The 20,875-nt window shown below is 56.9% G+C and carries 18 protein-coding genes; 7 read left to right on the top strand and 11 right to left on the bottom strand.

Features of this window, described 5'->3' with window-relative positions:
• The first annotated feature begins 11 nt into the window (after window positions 1-11).
• Window positions 12-677: an energy transducer TonB gene (locus AC5S3R_RS08965; protein ID WP_494266680.1), complete on the top strand. Its 666-nt coding sequence runs from the start codon at window positions 12-14 to the stop codon at window positions 675-677.
• A gap of 8 nt (window positions 678-685) precedes the next feature.
• Here the strand turns inward: AC5S3R_RS08965 and AC5S3R_RS08960 are convergent, their stop codons facing one another.
• On the bottom strand, window positions 686-1,414 hold the full coding sequence (locus tag AC5S3R_RS08960; protein WP_494266679.1) for a GNAT family N-acetyltransferase: 729 nt from the start codon (window positions 1,412-1,414) through the stop codon (window positions 686-688).
• A 61-nt stretch (window positions 1,415-1,475) separates the two neighbouring features.
• On the opposite strand from AC5S3R_RS08960, the gene glgA reads away from it, so the two are divergent.
• Window positions 1,476-2,933, top strand: coding sequence for a glycogen synthase GlgA (gene glgA / locus AC5S3R_RS08955; RefSeq protein ID WP_494266678.1), 1,458 nt, complete (start codon window positions 1,476-1,478; stop codon window positions 2,931-2,933).
• On the opposite strand, the gene AC5S3R_RS08950 is transcribed toward glgA, so the two are convergent.
• From AC5S3R_RS08950 to AC5S3R_RS08930, 5 genes are all read right to left on the bottom strand, one after another.
• A complete protein-coding gene (locus AC5S3R_RS08950; RefSeq protein WP_494266677.1) occupies window positions 2,930-4,336 on the bottom strand; it encodes an APC family permease in 1,407 nt (468 codons plus the stop codon). The genes glgA and AC5S3R_RS08950 overlap by 4 nt on opposite strands.
• Before the next feature lie 60 nt (window positions 4,337-4,396).
• Window positions 4,397-5,248, bottom strand: coding sequence for a mechanosensitive ion channel family protein (locus AC5S3R_RS08945; protein WP_494266676.1), 852 nt, complete (start codon window positions 5,246-5,248; stop codon window positions 4,397-4,399).
• A 411-nt stretch (window positions 5,249-5,659) separates the two neighbouring features.
• The gene (locus AC5S3R_RS08940) at window positions 5,660-6,073 is read right to left on the bottom strand and encodes a DUF8459 domain-containing protein (protein ID WP_494266675.1); all 414 of its coding nucleotides are present in this window, start codon (window positions 6,071-6,073) and stop codon (window positions 5,660-5,662) included.
• A 75-nt stretch (window positions 6,074-6,148) separates the two neighbouring features.
• Window positions 6,149-7,030 carry a sugar phosphate isomerase/epimerase family protein gene (locus AC5S3R_RS08935; RefSeq protein WP_494266674.1) on the bottom strand — a complete coding sequence of 294 codons (882 nt, stop codon included), beginning with the start codon at window positions 7,028-7,030 and terminating at the stop codon, window positions 6,149-6,151.
• A gap of 57 nt (window positions 7,031-7,087) precedes the next feature.
• Window positions 7,088-8,410: a Gfo/Idh/MocA family protein gene (locus tag AC5S3R_RS08930; protein ID WP_494266673.1), complete on the bottom strand. Its 1,323-nt coding sequence runs from the start codon at window positions 8,408-8,410 to the stop codon at window positions 7,088-7,090.
• 229 nt (window positions 8,411-8,639) lie between these two features.
• Between AC5S3R_RS08930 and AC5S3R_RS08925 the strand changes: the two genes are divergently transcribed.
• Window positions 8,640-9,428: a tyrosine-protein phosphatase gene (locus tag AC5S3R_RS08925; protein ID WP_494266672.1), complete on the top strand. Its 789-nt coding sequence runs from the start codon at window positions 8,640-8,642 to the stop codon at window positions 9,426-9,428.
• A 47-nt stretch (window positions 9,429-9,475) separates the two neighbouring features.
• On the opposite strand, the gene tpiA is transcribed toward AC5S3R_RS08925, so the two are convergent.
• From tpiA to gap, 3 genes are all read right to left on the bottom strand, one after another.
• Window positions 9,476-10,231 (bottom strand): triose-phosphate isomerase, encoded by a 756-nt coding sequence (gene tpiA / locus AC5S3R_RS08920; RefSeq protein ID WP_494266671.1) that lies wholly within the window; start codon window positions 10,229-10,231, stop codon window positions 9,476-9,478.
• Between the two features lie 146 nt (window positions 10,232-10,377).
• Window positions 10,378-11,592: a phosphoglycerate kinase gene (locus AC5S3R_RS08915; protein ID WP_494266670.1), complete on the bottom strand. Its 1,215-nt coding sequence runs from the start codon at window positions 11,590-11,592 to the stop codon at window positions 10,378-10,380.
• A gap of 119 nt (window positions 11,593-11,711) precedes the next feature.
• Complete coding sequence (gene gap / locus AC5S3R_RS08910; RefSeq protein ID WP_494266669.1) at window positions 11,712-12,716, bottom strand: type I glyceraldehyde-3-phosphate dehydrogenase; 1,005 nt, start codon at window positions 12,714-12,716, stop codon at window positions 11,712-11,714.
• A 340-nt stretch (window positions 12,717-13,056) separates the two neighbouring features.
• Here gap and AC5S3R_RS08905 point away from each other — a divergent pair, with 340 nt between their 5' ends.
• A complete protein-coding gene (locus AC5S3R_RS08905; protein WP_494266668.1) occupies window positions 13,057-13,782 on the top strand; it encodes an AAA family ATPase in 726 nt (241 codons plus the stop codon).
• A 12-nt stretch (window positions 13,783-13,794) separates the two neighbouring features.
• A complete protein-coding gene (locus AC5S3R_RS08900; protein ID WP_494266667.1) occupies window positions 13,795-14,313 on the top strand; it encodes a DinB family protein in 519 nt (172 codons plus the stop codon).
• A 738-nt stretch (window positions 14,314-15,051) separates the two neighbouring features.
• Here the strand turns inward: AC5S3R_RS08900 and ribA are convergent.
• Entirely contained in the window at window positions 15,052-15,744 is a 693-nt protein-coding gene (gene ribA, locus AC5S3R_RS08895; protein ID WP_494266666.1) for a GTP cyclohydrolase II, read from the bottom strand.
• A 40-nt stretch (window positions 15,745-15,784) separates the two neighbouring features.
• Here ribA and AC5S3R_RS08890 point away from each other — a divergent pair, with 40 nt between their 5' ends.
• On the top strand, window positions 15,785-17,131 hold the full coding sequence (locus tag AC5S3R_RS08890; protein ID WP_494266665.1) for a sensor histidine kinase: 1,347 nt from the start codon (window positions 15,785-15,787) through the stop codon (window positions 17,129-17,131).
• Between the two features lie 96 nt (window positions 17,132-17,227).
• Window positions 17,228-18,142, top strand: a complete 915-nt coding sequence (locus tag AC5S3R_RS08885; protein WP_494266664.1) for an MBL fold metallo-hydrolase — start codon at window positions 17,228-17,230, stop codon at window positions 18,140-18,142.
• A 129-nt stretch (window positions 18,143-18,271) separates the two neighbouring features.
• On the opposite strand, the gene AC5S3R_RS08880 is transcribed toward AC5S3R_RS08885, so the two are convergent.
• The gene (locus tag AC5S3R_RS08880; protein ID WP_494266663.1) at window positions 18,272-20,644 is read right to left on the bottom strand and encodes an APC family permease; all 2,373 of its coding nucleotides are present in this window, start codon (window positions 20,642-20,644) and stop codon (window positions 18,272-18,274) included.
• Between the last annotated feature and the right edge of the window lie 231 nt (window positions 20,645-20,875).

The raw sequence follows: 20,875 nt of genomic DNA, 5'->3' as shown, positions 1-20,875 counted from the left end.
AGGAGCCTCCGATGGAATCTTCTCGACGCGGCAGCAGCGGAGTTTTACTTTCCGTAGGGATTCATGGAGCCGTATTCGCTTGCCTGCTTCTGCTGGGAGTTTCCTCAAAAGCCGGGTTCATCCAGCCTCCCGTCCAGTCAATTGCTTTCATCAACGTGTCTCAAGTGGAAGTTGCTGGTGCATCCCATGCCGTCAGGCTGGAGTTGCCTCCTGATCCAGCAGCCGCTCGCACCAAAAAGCCTGTACCCAACGCCAACGCAGCCGACAAAACGCTTTCTCCCGTCGAAAAGACACGTCCTCAGCAGAAAGCCGGCGGTGGCACTCCTCCCACACCGCACGAGGGCGAAGGCACAGGTCAGGCCGCAACCGGCAGCGGAGCCGATGCGCAGGATGCCACACCAGCATTTCCAGTCTTCTCGCCTAAGCCGCCTGTAAAGAACCGTTCGCTCCTGCCCGGATCCGAGAAAAAGATTGTCGTAGATGTCAATATTGATGCAGCCGGCGGAGTAGTAGCAGAAACACTGGTAACCGGAATAGGGAACCAGTTGGATCAGCTTGTTCTCGATACTGTAAAGAGCTGGCGCTTCCAACCCGCCACCGTAAATGGAAAGCCAGTTCCCACCCAGGCGGAATTAGTCTTCCCATTCAACCCGCAATATCCGCTGGCAGACTCTTAAGCAGAACCTTATGCCGCCAGGTCATTGCTCTTCAGTGCAATGACGTTAGCGGTTTTCCGAGTCGCAAATCCAAGTGACTCATAAATGCGAACCGCCGGATTATGCGTGAACACATGCAGAAACGCTGTCTGCCCGTCACGCTCAATTTCGTCAATCACCAGCGACATTAACATCGGGGCATAACCGCGCCCGCGCACGTCAGGATGCGTGCAAACCGCGCTTACCTCAATCAGCCCCGGCAGGTGCATCCGCTTGCCGGCCATGGCCACCAACCGATCGTCAGTAAATATGCCGTAAAAGTTACCCAGCTCTAAAGTCCGCAACCGGAATGGCCCCGGCTCTGTCAGTTCTGCCAGCGTCACCATTGCCGGAGCATCGTTTTCCGTTAACCGCCGTAATTTCTCGCCCTGTTCCAGCCGCAGCGGAGCAAGACCGCCGCGGGCCTGCCGCACCATCTGGTAAAGCTGCCCGCTGAAGACCACTGTCCATCCCTCCGGAATTTGAAACTCTTCCAGCGAGAACAGCACCACAACGCCACCTGGCTCAACCAGCTTGCGCAACGCTTCATAACATCCCGGCGTTTGTTCCGGAATCCCGCTCAACGGACCAATTTCCGGTGGATAACGTCGCGCCCGTCCGTCGCCCAACGCCAGCTTGAGGTGCTCCGTGCTCAGTGAGTTCCAAATTGGCTTGTCGAGAAGCTCCAGAGCGTGGTCAGAATCATTCAGTATCGGCATCGAAATAGAGTAGCCTGCATCTTGGAATAGACTGTCGTTGGTGGTTGGAGAAAAAGCATCCATGCACATTGTATTTGCTGCTTCGGAGTGTGTCCCTTTTGCAAAAACCGGAGGACTGGCGGACGTAGTCGGTGCGCTGCCTCCGGAACTGGTCAAGCTCGGCCATCAAGTCACGGTCTATCTGCCGCTTTATGCTGTAGTGCGCCCGCACCTGACCGGCACATGGAAGTATGCCGTGCGGTCGATCACCATTCCGTTCACCTACTACAACCGCTATGCCGGAATCGTAGACGGCGGCAAGCGCAACGGCGTGCAGTATTACTTCGTCGATTGCCCCGACCTCTTCGACCGCCAGGGTCTTTATGGCACCGGCGGCGGCGAATATCCAAATAACTGGGAGCGCTTCGGCCTCTTCTGCCGCGCCGTTCTCGAAGCAACAAAAATTCTAGGTGTGCCGTCCATCTTCCACGTCCATGACTGGCAGGCTTCGCTCATCCCCATTTACCTCCGCACCACCTACGCAAGCGATCCGCTACTAGGCAACGTAGGCACAGTGCTGACGATTCACAACGCAGGCTACCAGGGATGGTTTCCGCCGCAGACTACCGAATGGCTGCTTTTTCCATGGGATGTCTTCACCATGGACCGCGTAGAACAGTTCGACACGTTCAACTTCCTCAAGGGCGGCCTCGTGTACAGCGATATGCTGACAACCGTAAGTCGCAAGTATGCCGAGGAAATCCAGACACCAGAGTTCGGCGAAAAGCTGGACGGCGTGCTCCGCGGCCGCGCCGCTGACCTGCGCGGCATTCTCAATGGCGTGGACTACGCACAATGGGATCCGGCGACAGATGGCTATCTCGCCGCACACTACACCGCTAATGTACTCACCGGCAAAACCGAGTGCCGCGCCGACCTGCTCCACGCCTTCGGTCTGGAATCTGTCGCTCCAACTACGCCAGTTCTCGGTATCGTCTCCCGCTTCGCCACGCAGAAAGGCTTCGACATTCTTGCGGGCATCGCCGACGAGTTAATGAAGCGCGACGTAGCTGTAACAGCATTAGGCAGCGGCGAACCATATTACGAAAACTTCTTCCGCGAGTGGGCCGCACGTTATCCCGGCCGCATCTCCGTGCAGATTAAGTACGACGAATCGCTCTCGCACAAGGTAGAGGCAGGCTCCGACATCTTCCTCATGCCCAGCCGCTACGAACCCGGTGGCCTGAACCAGCTTTATTCGCTCCGTTACGGCTCTGTGCCTGTCGTGCGTGCCACCGGCGGACTCGACGACACGATTGACGAATGGAACCCGGAGAAGGGAATCGGCACAGGCTTCAAATTCCAAGGCTACAACTCATGGGATTTTCTGGCCGCTATTGATCGCGCCCTGAATGCTTTCAAGGAAAAGAAAAGCTGGCAGCGCCTGATGCGCAACGGCATGGTAAAAAACTACAGTTGGACACAGCCCGCGAGGCAGTATGCGGAAGTTTATGCAGAGGTTGCCAAGCGGCGCGGTTAATACATGTGTCCGCGTTCTATCGGGGTGGATGCGCCATAAAGCTTGCGTATCACCCACAGAACGGGAAGGCCAATCAGGATAAGTGCCGTGCCAATAAGAGAGGCTTTCAGGTTGCTTGTGTAGCTTGAAATAAGCACTGCCGTTGCGCAGACGATAAAGATGGCTGGCAGCAATGGATAGCCCCACACGCGATAAGGCCGCGTCAAGTCGGGATATTTTCTGCGATAGAAGAAGATAGTCGAAGCCGTCAGCATGTAAAACAGCCACTCTGCAAAGACCGCGAGGTCGAAGAACTGCTGGAACTCCGATAGGAATAACAGCAGAACTGTCGAGAGCGCTCCTTGTATAAGGAGTGAAAACGATGGAGACTGAAAGCGAGGATGAATCTTTGCGAACTGCGGGAAGAAGAGGCGGTCCTTGGCTGCGGCGTAGGGCACACGCGCGCCAGACATAACAGTTCCGTTGAGCGTGACAAAGATGCTGAGCGCCATTGCTGCAGCCACAAATCCTGCTCCACGCGGCCCGGCAACAACTGAAAGTGCAGCAACCGCTGGCCGCTCGCTGGCCGCAATTTGAGAAGCAGGCAGAATGTATTGAATAGCCGCATTGGTGGCCATGAACAGCACACCAACAACGAATAGTCCACCAATCAGTGCAATGGGTAAGCTGCGCTCCGGCTTGCGAACTTCGCCAGCCACCATGGTCAGGTCATTCCAGCCGTCATAGGCCCACAGCGTGGCAATCAGCGCGGCCATAAAGCCGTTCAACCCGCCCACGGCACCCGGTAATTCGGTAGAAAAATTACTCCACGAGCCAGCCGCCGAAGTAAAGCAAAGCGCGGCCACGATCAGGATCAGCACACCCTTGAGCACAGTGAAGATGAGTTGGAAATCGCCGGCCTTCTTGATGCCGAGATAGTTCAGCCCAGTCATGAACCATGTGACGCCAATGGCAAAGACCTGCGACCAGACCAGCGGCAAACCCGCTACAGGCAGCGTGAGCCAGTGGAATGCCGGAAAGACGCCGAGTGTGCGTGCAAGACCGCTTGTGACAGCTGCGATGGACGCTGGCTTTGCTACTGCGAACCATGTCCACATGTAGAGAAATGCCGTTGTGTCGCCATATGCGCCACGCAGATAGACATATTCGCCACCCGCATAGGGAAGCATGGCTCCGAGTTCGGCGTACGTCATTGCGCCAAAGAGCGAAAGAAGCCCTCCGACAATCCAGGCGAGATAGACAAGAGACGATGAGCCGAGGTCTTGCATCATTTCGCGCGGCACAAGAAAGATGCCGCTGCCGATGATGGTGCCGACAACAATTGCCATGGCCTGCGATGCGCCAAGAACACGGGGCAGTTCGGCACTGGCTTGCTGAGAGGATGGTTGTGGGGCGGAACTCATGTAGTGATGTGAGAGTAGCATAGCAGCGCCATGCAGTATGGAGAGCAGGTGGCGAGGCGTTTATAAACCGGCAGGAGGATACTTTCGCGCAGGAGGTTGTGATGTCTGCTCGCGGCTTGCTGGTGTGTCAAACCAGTGTTCCGGTTCTACGAATTTCGATTTTGCTGGGTCCGCTATGTAAGAAGGCGTCATAATCGAAATACCGTACTCATTGAATACATCCAGCACGTTGTGATTCAGTTCCGTAATACCTATATATTTCCGCACTCCGGGCTTAAGATACGCATTCAGCTCATAATGTACGGAGTAGGATTCCAGGGCGGGCGTTACGACAAAGGGCATTGGCTCGCTGAGTACGGATTCTGTGCGCCGGGCTGCTTCCATAAGCATTGCTTCCACCTGTCGCCACGGAACGTCGTATCCCATGCCTACGGTTGTTGTAATGAGCACACTTTCTTCGTCGGCCTTGCGGCTTGTGTAGTTTACGATGTGCTTGTCGAGAATGGACGAGTTCGGCACGGTGATAACTTCGTTGTGTTGCGTGACGAGCCGCGTTATCAGCAGGGAAGTGCTTTTAACGTAAGCCGTGATGTCGCCGATTTTTACAAGGTCGCCGGCCTCGAATGCGTCCATGTAGGTGAGCATGACGCCGGAGATGATGTTGGCAACCAGGCCAGTGGAGCCAAGCGAGAGCAGGACACCAAAAAAGAGCGAGATGCCCTTGAACGAAGCCGATTGCGAGCCGGGAATATAAGGATATGCGATGAGCACGGCGAGCACGACAACTGCAATACTGATGAGCCTCCCCGTGACTGTGGACCATGCCGGCCGGAAGCCCTCGATAGTAATTGCCCGCTCGCCGACCTTGTTGAAGAAATAGCGGATGAAATGGATGAACTGCCACAGCACCACGGACAGGATCAGGAGAAAGAGTAGTGCTGGAAGATTGGTCCAGAAGGAATGGAGGAGAGTGCCTGTGAAATGCGCAATGCCGTCATAAATGCTGGTGGTAAGCGGCCGCGAACTGGGGAAAAGAATCAGCAGCGCATGGAGGACCAGTGTTACACATGCAACCAGCAGCAGGATTTGAGTAATCGCAAGCAGGCGGCGGAGTATTGTTTCGCCAATGGTGAAAGAGAGGCGCGAGGGAACCTGGATGCGGGTACTCTCGCTGCGTTGCGCAAGGTATTCTGCTGCGGTTGTGGCAATGCGCCGGCTGCGACCGCGAATCCACAGAAATGCGGCGAGGCAGGAGGCAAAGCCAAGCAGGGAGAGGCCGCTGTGATAAAATGCCAGCCGCCAGCCATACTTCTCGCGATAGGCCTACATAGCGGCGGTCATATTGCCGGACCACTGCTGTGCCAGTGCTTCTGGTGTGGTGTTTTCCGCTTGTGCATCACCGGAGTAAATGGAAATGAGGATGACGCTGCCGCAGCGGATATCGATGGCAATCTCGCCTGCTTGTTGCGTCAGTGTAAGCGGAGCGCTGGTGTCCTCAGCAACGGCTTTCATGCGTGCTGCTGCGCCAGCGGCTCGGGCCGCAGATGTATTGTTGCTGAATCCCCAGCGAATGGTCAGAACAGGTTTTCCATCAAGAAGAGCAGGCACGCTTGCTGCCGCATCCTGCGCAAATCCGTAACGTACAACTGCGCCGCAGACGAGTGCGACACCGATAACGATGTACAATGCGAATTTTCTGGCAAAGACCGCAGATGCTATGCGTTGAATATGGCGCATTCTCGTGCGTCTCCGGGTGCGTTTCTGGTGTGCTTCTCGATGTGAGTTGAGGATAGCAGAGCATGAATCCTCAACTCATGCTTTTGTAAGGTATCCCATTCCGGCAAGCACGCCGCGCATATAAGAAAAGCTGGCGATGACGCCTGGCATGGGATTGTCACCGTGCACCTCGTATTCAAGATCGACAAATCCGGGATAGCGGATGGCGATGAGTGCCTCGAAGATTTCGCGGATGGGCAGCTTGCCCTGACCTACCGCAACCTGGCTGTCCTTATCGGTCAGGTTTGTCAGGTCTTTGAAGTGCAGGTTAAACAAGCGTGGACCTACGGCATGAATTGCCTCTACGACATCCGTACCGGCGCGAACGCAGTGGCCCACGTCGATACAGCAGCCGATGCGCGGATCGTAATTCTTTGCGAGCTTCAGTACATCGAGCGGCGAAGGGTAAATCTTATCTTCAGGGCCGTGGTTGTGAATGGCAACGCGAATGTCGTACTGCTTTACGAACTTTTCTACACGAGGGAGCGTGGCTGGAGTGGGATCACCAGCCACAATAACGGGAATGCCGACTCGTTTGGCATACTCAAACTTGTCGTGGATGTCGGCATCTTCATCTTTGTTGAAGTAAATTGCTCCGGCTGCGTGGAGCTTGATGCCGTTGGCAGTGTAGTCGGCAAGCGCTGCATCTTCGCCTGCGGCATCGGAGGGCAGATGATCTTTCACGTCCTTCGCATTCAGGTCGGTAATTTCTAGATCCTTCATGAAGCCGATCATCTGTGCCCGCGAAAAGTTGCGGAAGGTGTAGCTTGCCAGACCAATCTTGATAGGCGAGGGCTTGCCTGAAGCTTCCCTAGGCAGTGCAAATGCGGGCACTGAGCCGCTGACTGCGCAGGCGGCTGCGGCTAGTGCTCCCGATTGGAAGAATCTGCGGCGAGTCAATTCGTTTGTTGTCAGCATATCTCCTCATTGAAAACGAATCTGGTTTACAGCGGATTTGCAGTGTTTCGCTATTGCTTAGATGGTTGGTTCCCAGCCTTTTTCGTACTCGCGGTTCCAGAACTTTATCGCTTCGGCGTCGTGCTTGACCTTACCATCGGCGGTGTCCAACTCCAGCACGCGGTTCAGTTCCCACGCAACATTGGACAATTGCAGCATGGTTACGGCTACGTTGCCTTCTGCTACGGGCGAATGCAGCTTCTCGCCCTTGCGAATGCCTGCGATGAAGTTGGCAAAATGTGCGTCAGTCATGGAGTCGCGACCGGTCAGATCCGATGAAGAGGTCTGCGCACGGCTCGCTTTGAATTCATCGGTTTTCTTTCCTTTCAGGTCGTATACCTCATAGCCGTCGCGGTCCAGAACTACCGAGCCTGTTGTTCCCTGGATGAGTGAGCCGCGGTCGCGTCCATATTGACGCATGCCATTGCAGCAGAGCCCTTCCCATGTGAGCAGTTTGTCGGAGTATTTGAAGTTGGTAACGAGCGTGTCGTAGAACTGCCAGTCGTCTTTGAAGTGATAACGGCCGCCGGTTGCGCTGATGCTCTCAGGGAAATCCGCGCCCAGCGCCCAGCGACACACATCGACCTCATGCGTGCCATTATTCAAGGTCTCTCCTGTGCCCCAGTGCTTAAACCAGTGCCAGTTATACGGCTGCACGTTGTCTTTGTAGGCACGGCGCGGAGCTGGGCCTTGCCACAGGTCCCAGTCCAACTGCGCCGGAACCGGGGCTTCCTTGCCTACGCCAATCGAGCCGCGAGTATTGACGTACCATGCCTTGGCAAAATATGCCCGGCCAATCAGGCCGTTGTGAATCTTGTCGATAATCTCAATGGAGTGTGCAGACGAGCGCTGCTGATTGCCCATCTGGACCAGTTTGCCATACTTCTGCTGTGCCTTAACCAGCAGGGCACCCTCGCCCGGGTTGTGGCTGCAGGGTTTTTCCACGTATACATATTTTCCGGCCTTGAGGCCGAGAATCGCCATAGGAGTGTGCCAGTGGTCTGGGGCGGCGATGGTGATGGCATCTACGTCATTGAAGGCCAAGATGTTGCGGAAATCGCGTTCAGCTTTAGGAGCCTCACCCATCTCTTGCGCAGTGTCCGCTGCAAACTTTTTGAGGGTATTAGCGTCTACATCGCAAACGTGCGTAACGCGGGCCGCGTCCTTGTTGGCCTTGAGGGAGGAGAGGTGTGCGTAGGCTCGGCTTCGCAATCCGATAACAGCGAAATTCAGTCTGTCATTTGCGCCAAGAATGCGGGCATAGCTTTTCGCGCTGGTTCCAAGTGCCAGTCCAGCCGCTCCGGTAGCAAGAGTATCCAGAAACTCTCGACGTGTTACCAAAATGGTCCTCCCGCCCGCTACTGACTGATTTGGTGTGCTGTAGTGCACACAGTGCAGGGCCGGAAGCTATCATAATTGTGCCGGGCGAGTTAGAGTGGCAAAGGACGAATTTTTGTCATGATGCGGGAACAAGGCAGAGATAAGTTGTTCCGGCATAGGCTGAACGAAATGGCGCGGCTGATTAGGCCAAAGTTTTTAGCGCGAAACAGGAAAGGGACGTAGTTTAAACGTGTTTGATATTCATTACCACCTGCTTTACGGTGTGGACGACGGACCTGCAGAGTTCGAAGATTCTCTGGCGCTGGCGGAAGCGTCCATTGAGGATGGAGTTACGCATATAGTTTGCACTCCACACTCGAACGACCGTTATGAGTTTCGACCTGAAGTGAACCGGGAGCGCAGGGACAAACTGCAGGAGCGTCTTGGGAATCGCATAACCCTGGGGCTTGGCTGCGATTTTCATCTTTCATACGACAATATAGAGAGCCTTCACAAAGATCCTTCGCGATACACCATCAATGGCAAGCAGTATCTGCTGGTGGAGTTTTCGGATTTTTCTATCCCACCAAATATGGTGAATACGTTCTACGACATGATTAGCGCGGGCATCATTCCGGTCATTACACATCCGGAACGCAATCCCACTTTGTTGCAGGATCAAGCGCGTATGGCGGAATGGATTAAGGTTGGTTGCCTGGTGCAGGTTACCGCGGCTTCTCTGATTGGCCGCTTTGGAAATCGGTCTCAGGCGATGGCCCGCGATTTGCTTCGGAAGAACTGGGTACACATTATTGCCAGTGATGCGCACAGCGCGGAGCGCCGTGGCCCAGCTATGATGCGGGCACACGAATTTCTCAAGTCCGAGTACGACCTGGAAACCGCGGATCGGCTTTGTCTCACAAACACAAAGGCCGTCTATTTTGGGGAGCATTTGCCGCCGCAGCCTGAGGCTCACGGGCTGTACGAGGATTTGCGAGCACCCAAGAAGAGTTTCTTCGGCAAGCTCTTCGGACGATAAAAACAGCGCTGGGAAACCTCCTGGCGCCGTTTCTCATTGGATACAAATTAGTAGTACTTTACGATTTGCGCGAAGGTGTCGGGTTTGAGGCTTGCGCCGCCTACGAGTGCGCCATCTATCTCTGCGTGGCGGATAAGGCTGGCGCAGTTCTCAGGCTTTACGCTGCCGCCATAGAGAATGCGCATGTTGTCGGCGATCTCTTCGCCAAGGCAGCGTGCCACTTCTGTACGGATTACATAGTGAGCTTCGACGGCGATCTCTGGCGTGGCGGTTCTGCCGGTGCCTATGGCCCAGACGGGCTCGTAGGCGATGACGATGGGGCCGGCTATTTCCGGCGTAATGCCGTCGAGAGCTGCGGCTACTTGCCTGCGGAGCACATGAGCGGTCTGGTTAGTTTCGCGCTCGGCGAGGACTTCTCCAACGCAGACAATAGGCGTGATGCCGTGCTTGAGAGCGGTGTGGAGTTTTTTGTTCACCGTCTGGTCGGTTTCGCAGAAGTACTGGCGGCGCTCGGAGTGACCGATGAGGGTGTGGGTTGCTCCGATGGCCTGGAGTTGGCGCGCGGAGGTTTCGCCGGTGTAGGCTCCGTCTTCTGCGAAGTTGATGTCTTGCGCTCCGATGGATACGTTGGAGCCTTTTGCCGTTTCGATGACGGTGGGCAACAGAACGGGCGAAGGAAAGACTGCGATGTCGTCGCGTGTGTGGTCTGCAACAAGGGGTAGAAATTCTTCAAAGAACGCCTTGGCTTCTGACGGCGTTTTAAACATCTTCCAGTTTGCGGCAATCAGGTCTTTGCGTGGCATATATTCCTTGAAATTTCCTCCGGGATGATTCTACGGGACGATCTTGTGCTGGGAGGGTGATGGACGGCACAGTCTGGGATGCTTCTGCAAAAAATAGAGGAGCGTTCTAAGGAACGCTCCCCTGGGATTGTGATTGTTGCTGCCTGTTATTTATCTGTCAGCGCTTCTACGCCGGGGAGCTTTTTGCCTTCGAGGAATTCGAGGCTTGCGCCGCCGCCGGTGGAGATGTGCGTGATGCGGTCGGCTACGCCGGCCTGGTTGATGGCGGAGACGGAATCGCCGCCACCGATGATTGTCGTGGCGGGCTTGTTGGCCGCTACGGCGCAGGCGATGGCGTTGGTGCCTACGGCGAACTTGGGAAACTCGAAGACACCTGCAGGGCCGTTCCAGACGATGGTCTTGGCGGTGTCTACGACATCCTCAATGGTGGCGATGGACTTGGGGCCGATGTCGAGACCCTGCCAGCCGGCGGGGAAGTTCTTCGATGTGTCCCACTCCTGCGTCTTAGCGTCGGGCGAGAAGCTGTCAGCGAGGATGTTGTCGCTGGGCAGCAGGAGCTTGACGCCCTTTGCCTTGGCCTTTTCGAGAGCTTCCTTCGCGACTTCGATTTTGTCCTCTTCGACGAGCGAGTCGCCGGTGGTGATGCCGAGGGTGCGCTGGAAGGTGTAGGCCATGCCGCCGACGATGACGAGCGTGTCTACCTTGTCGAGGAGGTTGTTGATTACGTCGATTTTGCCGGAGATTTTGGAGCCTCCGATGATGGCTACAAAGGGCTTTTCAGGGGCTTCGAGAGCCTTGCCGAGGTAGGTAATTTCCTTTTCCATCAGCAGGCCTGCAGCGGCGGGCTTGAGGAAGTGCGTAATGCCTTCTGTGGAGGCGTGGGCGCGGTGCGCGGAGCCGAAGGCATCGTTGACATAGACTTCCGCGAGCGAGGCCAGTTTGCGGCTGAACTCGGGGTCGTTGGCTTCTTCTTCGGTGTGAAAGCGGAGGTTTTCAAGGAGCAGGACTTGGCCGGATTCAAGCTGGCTGGCTAGCTCGTTGGCAATGGGGCCTACGCAGTCAGGCGAGAAGCCGACGTTGACGCCGTAGCCTAGCTCGGGGTCGAGCAGTTCGCGGAGGCGGTCCACTATGGGGCGCAGCGAGTACTTCGGATTCGGCTTGCCCTTGGGGCGGCCCAGATGCGAAGCGAGAATCACCTTGGCGTGGTGCTGGAGCGCGTAGCAGATGGTGGGCAGGGTTGCCTTGATGCGTGTGTCGTCGGTGATGGCGGAGCCGTCTTCAGTGAGCGGCACGTTGAAGTCCACGCGGATGAATACACGCTTGTTCTTCAGGTCAAGATCGCGAATGGAGAGCTTGGACATGGCGAGAAACCTTCTTTAAGGGACGTAGGGACTTAGAGACGCAGGGACTAGGAAACAGCAGACTGGGACGCAGGTTTAAAGGATAGGCTTACAGCTCCTGCGTCCCTAGTCCCTGCCTTTTACAGTCCCTTGGAGGCCAAGAAGCCGATCAGGTCAACGACGCGGTTGGAATAACCCCACTCATTGTCGTACCAGCTCAGCACCTTGACGCTGTTGCCGATTACCTTGGTCAGAGGAGCATCGACGATGGAGCTGCGCTTGTCGCCCTTGAAGTCGGAGCTAACGAGCTGGTTTTCGTCGTAGCCGAGGATGCCCTTCAGCTCGCCTTCGCTGGCAGCCTTGAGAGCGGCATTTACGGACTTTACGTCCGTGGCCTTCTCGCTGATAAAGGTAAGGTCAACAATCGAGACGTTCGGAGTTGGAACGCGCAGAGAGAAGCCATCGAGCTTGCCTGCGGTTTCCGGGAGGACCAGCTTCAAGGCCTTTGCGGCGCCGGTGGAGCTGGGGATCATATTGATGGCGGCAGCGCGGGCGCGGCGCAGATCCTTGTGCGGGAAGTCCAGAATCACCTGATCGTTCGTGTAGCTGTGGATAGTGGTCATGATGCCGCTGACGATGCCGAATTCCTTGAGCAGCACTTTGACGACGGGCGCGAGGCAGTTGGTGGTACAGCTCGCGTTCGAGATGACATTATGCTTCGCCGGGTCGTACTTGTCTTCGTTCACGCCGAGGACCAGCGTAACGTCTTCGTTGGTTGCGGGGGCAGAGATGATGACCTTCTTTACCGTTTCGCCGAGATGCGCCTTGGCGACAGTGGCGTCGGTGAAGCGGCCGGTGGATTCCACGACGACCTGTGCGCCGACTTCTGCCCAGGGCAGCTTCGCAGGATCTTTTTCAGCATAAACCTTGATTGTTTTGCCATCGATGGTGATGGAGTTTTCCCCTGCGGTAATTTCATTCGGCAGGTTGCCGAGAATCGAGTCGTACTTGAGCAGGTGCGCAAGAGTCGCGGGGCTGGTCAGGTCATTAACCGCCACAAATTCGATTTCGGGGTTTGCAAGCGCGGCGCGCAACACATTGCGGCCAATACGGCCAAAGCCGTTAATTCCAACCTTCACTGCCATGTGCTATTTCTCCTTGATACGCGTTAATAGCTGAGTTGCCAATCAAAACGAAACGGGGGAATTACGGTCGCGTTCGGCGGCGAAGGAATTGGCTGCCGTGAAATTGGCTGCATGGTCCCCTTGCAGGCTTTCCACCAAACCCTTAAGCCTACCATCCGGGGTTTGGTAGCCCAAAATTTGCGCCGCATGTGGGAGCCTCCCTTTGTTCTCCGTGCGCGTTTCCGATCACGTCGATTGTGACTGCAAAGGTTCTCCCCGCGATGTGATGGAGTGCACAGCATTTGCAGCGTTGCAGGTGGTTATGGTATCCCCTGAGTATTACGCACGTATTGAAGGCCGCATGAGAAGACGCACAAGACGCGCACCGAATCTATCTGAAGCCACTGGCAAGATTGGCCAGGAGCTTCCGTCGAACCAACCAGCTCCGCTTGTTCCCAACTATCCCGATGAGGCGGGTTATTCGCCTCGCGCTTCGGCTCCCGCGCCGCGGCAGCAACGTCCTCCGCAAGACTGGGGCGGAACGCAGCCCGGCAAGCTGGAGGTAGAGACTCAGCCTGAGATCCCGCCGATGGCTCCCGCGGAGGCGCAGACGGAGAAGTCGGCGCAGGCTCCCAAGGGCTATGTGGTGCTGGCGATTGGGTTGCCGGGGTCTGGCAAGACTACGTGGTTTAACCGGCGCGGGGTTACGCCGCTGTCGAGTGATTTGCTGCGGAATATCCTGTTTGACGATGTGGAGGAGCAGCGCTACCAAGGGCTGGTGTTTTCTACGCTGCGGTCGATGCTGCGGGCGCGGTTGATTGCCAAGATGCCGTGGAACTATGTGGACGCTACGAACCTTTCGACCCATGAGCGGCGGCAGTGGATCAAGATGGCCAAGAGCTTTGGGTACGAGGTTCAGGCGGTGTTTTTTGATGTACCGCTTGAGGTTTGCCTGGAGCGCAACCGGCAGCGTGACCGCTCGGTGAGCGAAGAGATTATGCGCAAGATGGCCGAGAAACTGAAGCCGCCTGTGTTTGAAGAGGGCTTTGCGAAGATTACGGTTGTGCGCGTGAAGAGCGCCGTCTAGCTGCGAGGTTCGATGAGCACATCTGTTCCTTACGTTGAGCCGTGGATGCGCGGGACGCATACGGATGTTCCGGCGGTGGGGCGGGCTGTGCTTCATGCGCTGGAGCTGGCTCTGGATGACATTACCAAGTGGACGGAAGGGCTGACGGATGCGGAGGTGCATTCGCAGCCGCTGGGGCTGCCTTCGGTTGCGTTTCATCTGCGGCATATTGCGCGGTCGGTGGACCGGATTTTGACTTACGCCGAGGGCGGGCAGCTAACGGCCGAGCAACTGGGGCTGCTGAAGGCGGAGCAGGGCGGCGAGGAGTCGCTGGCTGCGCTGCTGGCTGAGGTGGAAGCGTCGTTCTCGAATGCTGATGAGCGGATTCGGGTACTGGCTACGGCGAATTTTGATACGCCGCGTGGTGTGGGGCGGAGGCAACTGCCTACGAGCATTGGCGGAGCGCTGATTCATGTGGCGGATCATACGCAGCGACATGTGGGGCAGGTTGTGACTACGGCTAAGGTGATCAAGGCGCTGAGGGGGGAGTAGCACAGGTTGTGTGCGACTCCGTGTATATGCGCACAGCGGGGTGCTTTTCCAGTTCGTTTGTTTTGTGTGAGTTGCGGGGGATTGCACAGGGACTGTGCAGTTTCTTTATTCCGGAACTGTGCAAAAGGCAGGGGACAGGGGATTGTGCTTGCTGTTGACGGCATGGGGTCTCCTTTCTTTTGAGTTAGCGAGTCAGCGGAAAAACAGAACGGCCCGATTCCATTGGAATCGGGCCGTTTTTCTGCTTGATTCTTAGTGTGACATAAAAGGGGTTAATTGAGCGCAAGAGTTATCCACAGATTTGGGATTTATTTTGCATTGCATGCAGCGGCTGCGCACTTGGCGCGCCACGAAGCTTTTGTGGCCCTCCCAGTGGTCGGAGGCTAAAGCCCGGTGCTTTTATTGGCACTTTCGCCACGACTGAAGTCGTGCCCTGATACAAGGCTTAAGTCTGGCGGGGATGCTGGTCCCACATCTCCAAAAGAGGGTGATGTGGGACCAGCATCCAGAGTTGTAGTTGCGCTGGAGAAAGGCAAAGGCAAGTGCAACCGCAGATCCTTCACTCCGCCTACCCCACGAACGATAAGGCTGTTCGCGGGGCCCAATGCGCTTCGTTCAGGATGACACTCGGTGATTTTGTGGGAGAGTCAAGATGGGGAGAACTACGACATGGGGCTGGCGGTATTGATGCCCCAGGTCTCCAACTGCAGAGACCTGGAGCACTCGGGATTTTGGGGGTTAGTGGGTGGGTTGCTCGTCCAGTACCGCTGTTTGGGGCGGGGTGGGGCTGGTCAGGTCTGCTCCTGTCAAGCCTAAGAGGTGGCCCATTTTTTCCTGCTTGGTTTTGAGGTAGCGCTCGAAGGTTTCTTCGGGGGCTACTTCAGCGGAGACTCGCTCTACTACCTGAATGCCCGCGGTTTCGAGAGCGGCTACCTTTTCCGGGTTGTTGGTGATTAGGCGGACCTTGTCTACTCCTAGCTGCTTGAGGACTGCTCCGGGGAGCTCGTAGGCGCGGCAGTCGGCTTCAAAACCCAGCTCTACGTTGGCTTCCACGGTGTCGAGGCCCTTGTCCTGCAGTTCGTAGGCTTTGAGCTTGGCCATGAGGCCGATGCCGCGGCCTTCCTGCTGCTCATAGAGCAGGATGCCGGCGCCGGCGTCTACGATTTTGCTGAGGGCCAGCTCAAGCTGCAGGCGGCAGTCGCAGCGGAGGGAGTGGAAGACGTCTCCGGTGAGGCATTGCGAATGGATGCGCACGAGCGGCGGCGTGGAATGAATGTCGCCCATGACAAGTGCTACGAGGCCTTCGGTCTCATGCGCTTTGTTGCCACACTTGTTTCCACTTCCAACGCCTTCAAAACCCAGGATGCGGAAATGGCCCCAGCGGGAGGGAAAGTCCGCGTCGGCTACCTTTGTTACGCTCTCAAATGCCATAAACCTATTGTAGTTCCGTTGATTTGCAGGTGAGGTGTTCTTGAACACTGTTGCCGCTGTCTATTCGATGCGCGGGGCGGCGACACGATACATTGGACTGGTGACGCATACCCTTTTGCTTATTACGCTGCTGGTGAAGCTGGGCGTTTCCGCGGCAGTGGCCTCGGCGCTGGCGCGGTCGCGGACCTTTCAGCAGCTTTTGCTGGGAGAGCAGAGGCGGCGTTTGCGGCAGACAGCCGTTTTGATGGCGTTTTTCCTGGTTCCGCTGACGCTGGGTGTGTGGGTACGGACGACGGTTCCGAACTTTCTGGCCGCCGATATTTCGTTTGAGACGGTGATTTTGCTGGGACTGCTGCTGGGGCCGGTGGAGGCCGCGGTTGGCGGGGTGGTGCTTTCCGTTCCGGCGATGGTGCACCATGAGTATCTTTCGCTGCCGTTCAATGCGGCGCTAGGGGTGGCGGCGGGCGTGCTGGGGCAGGCGATGGAGAAGGAAGAGGTCTGGGACTTTACTCCGTTTATTGATTTAAGCCTGTACCGCTGGGTGCGAAGGAATTTGCGGCAGCCGAGGATTGACCGGCAGATTCTGATGTTGCTGCTGATTGCGCTGTTTGAGATTGCGCATGAGTGGGTGGCGAGGATGTATCCGAAGCGGCTGTTTGCGCTGCTGACGGATGAGTGGGGCTTGCAGGTGCTGGTGTGGCTGTGCGCGCCGATGGTGGTGGGCATTGCGCTGAAGGTTTGGAATGCGCTGCGGATTGAGCTGAAGCTGGAGGAGCAGAAGCGGTTGTTGCTGGAGGCGCGGCTGGATGCGTTGCAGAGGCAGATCAATCCGCACTTTTTGTTTAATACGCTGAACTCGATTGCTTCCCTGGTGCGCACAAAGCCGGAGATGGCGCGGGAGATGACGGTGAAGCTCGCGAATATTTTGCGGGCGCTGCTGAAGGACCATGACAGCTTTGTTCCGCTGGCGGATGAGCTGAAGTTTACGGATGATTATCTCGATATTGAAGTGGTGCGGTTTGGGGCGGAGAAGCTGCGGGTGGAGAAGGAGATTGATCCGCAGACGCTGCATGTGATGGTGCCGAGTATTTTGCTGCAGCCTCTGGTGGAGAACTCGATTAAGCACGGGCTGGAGCCGCGGATACATGGCGGGACGATTACGCTGCGGAGCCGGTTGCAGGGGGACCGGGTGCTGATTGAGGTGGCGGATGATGGCGTGGGGATTACGGCTGGTCCGCAAGGGGCGCTGAAGCGGACGGGGGCCGGGATTGGGATGAAGAATGTGCAGGAGCGGCTGGAGGTGCTGTATGGGCCGCAGGCGCGGTTTACGGTGGTGAGTAATCCGGGGCGGGGAACGCTGGTGGCGATTGAGATTCCGGCGGGGTGAAAAGGCAGGGGATAGGGGCTGGGGTATAGGGTGAGGTTCCTGTGGAGTCAATGCAGGTGTGTGTTTTTGCACGCGCTGCGGCGGTATTCTTGAAAGATGGTTCGCTTTACTGTGCTTGCTTCCGGCTCCAAGGGCAACTCTACCGTGATTACGGGTGGGGGGACTCGGGTTCTTGTGGATGCGGGGCTGAGCTGTCGCGAGCTTTTTAAGCGGATGAAGGCGGCGGGGGAAGATCCGGCTACGCTGAATGCGATTGTGATTACGCATGAGCATGATGACCACATTCGCGGTGTGGCGGTGACGGCGCGGAAGCTGGGGATTCCGGTTTACTTTACTGAGGCTACGCATAGGGCTTGGGTGAGGCAGCTTACTCCGCAGCGGAAGATGACGTATGCGGAATGGGCGGCGATGCGGAAGGCGGAACAGGAAGGGAACGAAGGAACGAGGGAACAAGGGAACAAGGAATCCGCTGATGATACCGTAGCGGAGCCTAAGAAGGCCCCGGCCTGGCTGCCTGCTGTGGAGTTTTTTCAGGCTGGCGTGGGGTTTCAGATTGGGGATATTGCTGTCAGTCCGTTTACGATTCCGCATGATGCGGCGGACCCTTGCGGGTTTGTTTTCCAGGCGGAAGGGGTGCGGATGGCGGTGGCTACTGACCTTGGGTATATGCCGCCGAATGTTAAGGCCTGCCTGAAGAATCTCGACTTGTTGATGATTGAGTCGAATCACGATTTGGAAATGCTGCGGGATGGGCCTTATCCGTGGTCGGTGAAGCAACGCGTGCTTTCGCGGGTGGGGCATTTGTCGAATGATGCGGCTTCGGAGTTTTTGGAGCGGGAGTATGACGGCGGTGCTCACTACGTGATTCTGGGGCATCTTTCGGAGTGCAATAATCTGCCGGAGCTGGCTCGGGTGACTGCGGAGCGGGCGCTGAGTGGGCGCGGGACACTGCTGGGGAATCGGTTGATGCTGGCGGAGCAGGAACTAGGGCTGGAGAGTATTCGCTTCTAGCTGGACTTGGGGAGTGGATGGGTGCCCGGCTTTGAATCAAACGATACTTTCCGCAATAGCTGTGAAATGGAAAAGCCCCGCTGATTGCGGGGCTTTTCCATTTTGCTTTCTACTCCCTACTCCCTGTTTTTACGAGTGGACTAGCGGGGGCTTGATGGCGGTTTTGTCGGGGCCGGGTTGGACTCCGGCGCAGTCTTCGCCGCCGAGGTGGAGCTTGGTGGGGGCGGGGTTGGTGGCTGTGGAGACGCAGGAGCGCAGGTCGCGGCTTATCTCTTCCTTGTCGCGGGCGTATTGGCCTGCGAGGCGCGTCAGGGCGTAGGTGATGATGTCGGAGTGGTGCAGATTTTTGAAGAGCGGGTCGCGGCGCATGTTCAGCCAGAGGCGGTGGACTAGCTGCACGTCTTCCGGGCTGAGATTGGGCGCGTGGGGTCCGATGTAGAAGACCTTGAATTGGCCATTGGGCTCGACTACGTAGAAGTTGAACTGGCGCTTGGGCTCGGGGAGGGATTCCCATGCCTGGCCTAAGTGGAAGGCTTGTTCTTCGGCGGTCATCTTGGTGGAGATGCCGGAAACTACGGAGTCTACGTCGAGCGAGTTGGCGGATTGCGCGAGGGCGGCGAAGATGTCGCCGGCGGGGACTACGAGGAGCGAGACGGTTTTGCCGAAGCTTTCGGCGACGGAGATGGCCTTGGTGAAGAGCATCTGCTCGTGCTCGGTGAAGGACTGCTCGTCGGGGGCGAGGAATTCGGGGCCGCCTACGGCCATGATGCGGGCGTTGAGGACGACGATGTCCTGCTCGTCGCCGGGGTTGCGGGCGAGAGCCCACTTGAGCGCGAAGGGATTGGAGGCATCGCGCATGGTGACCATGATGCCGCCGGGGCGGATGCCGACGGAGGTGCGGCTGACCTGGTCCTGATGCTCCAACTGGAAGTGGTCCTTCATCTGCCGCTCGGTGAGCGCGTGCTTGCGCTTGTTGACGCGCTCCGAGATGGTGAAGATGAGGAAGAATCCGCCGGCGAAGATGATGCCGCTGACGGTGGCCACGGATTTCGTGAAGATGTTCACGACGGCGGTGGTGGCCAGCACGAGAAAGACAGAGATTAGGCCGACGGGAATTTCCGTTTTGCCGATGGTGATGTTTGGCGGAACCTTCCAGCCGCGTTCGCCGTGGTATTTCCAGCGGAGAACGAGCATGGCGAGGGCGTTGAAGGAGAAGGACCAGATGACACCGAAGGCGTAAGCCTCGCCGAGGATGATTACGTTTCCACGGGTGGCTATGATCGTGAACATTTGCAGGACGAAGACGAGGTTCACGATGCGGTAGCTGGTGCCGAAGACCTTGTGCGGCTTGCGGAACCAATCGGTGAGTACGCCGTCTTCCGCGACGCGCATGAGCACGCCGGTGGAGCCGATCATGGATGTGTTGATGGCGCCGGAGAGGATGAGGAAGCCGACGATGACGACGAAGATACGGAAGGCGATGCGCAGGAAATCGGGGCCGACCATGTACATGGCGAGGCCAGCGATGAGGTTGTCCTGGTAGATATGTGTGCGCTCATACGTGGGGATGAGCATGGAGGCGAGCAGCGTGACTCCGCCGGTGAAGACAAGGGAGTAAATGGCGATGACAATGGCTGCGCGCTTGAGGTTCTTGAGCTTGGGGTGCTCAATTTCACGATTGACCTGAGCGAGGGTCTCTTCGCCGGACATGGCGAGGATGGAGTGGCCGAAGGCCATGAGGATGCCGAAGAGGCCGAGGACGGGAACGAGGTTTGTTCCCTTGAGGAAGCCGAGCGCGCCGTCAGAGAAGTGCAGGTTGGCGGGGGAGGGCGCGGGCGGAAGGTGGATGCCGCGAACTCCGACGGAGTAGATGCCCCAGAGGAGCAGGATGACCACCATGACGGTGGTTATCTGCATGATGCGGAGGGCCTTGTCGCTGGATTCCTCGATGCCCTTGATGTTCTGCCACCAGTAATAGACGGTAACGACGGCGGCGAAGACGGCGGAAGTGTGGTCTACGTTGAACTGGTAGGGGGTGTTGTTGGGGTAGATGAGCGCCTGGGGCAACCAATGATGGTTGAGGGCGACGAACATCATCTCATTCATGAGGCCCACGATGTACTGGCCAGCAGATACGCCGGAGATGGGGCCTGTGAGGATGTAGTCGAACATGAGACAGGAGACGCTGATTTTAGCGAATCCGCCGCCAAGAGCTTCCTTTACAACGCGATAGACGCCGCCGCGGGTGAACATGGAACAGCTTTCGACGTAAACGGCACGCACGGCGAAGCTGAAGAGCATGATTCCGAGAATGAACCAGGGGGCGGAGGCTCCAATGGCCTGTTCCGCGATGCCGCCAGCATAAAAGGCGGATGAGCCCAGATCGTTCAGGACGATGGCGGCGGCACGCCAGAAGGAAATGAAGGTGAGCATCACGGAGGATGCCACAATCAACCGCACGCGGTCGGGTACAGGAGCAACGGTCGTTCGAGAGGAAGCCATCACAAGTGCCGGCTCTACTTCTCCGGCGTTCTCAGTCTAGGGGGCGCATTCATGATTGCTTGCGCCCTTGGAGAGGATAAGTCTGTTGGAGTGCGCTGTCAATGGAAGAGATTTTCCAATAGTGAATCGATTTTGGATGGGTGAAACAGGGAGAGGGATATTTGTCTTCTGTTCTCTTGTTCTGAGTGATTCTGCCGATGATGTTTCCTAATTGGGCCCCTTTGCTGTTGC

The sequence above is a fragment of the Occallatibacter sp. FHG110214_02 genome (assembly GCF_059115385.1).
The sequence above is the reverse complement of the archived record's forward strand: the minus strand, read 5'-3'. Positions and strand labels throughout refer to the sequence as shown.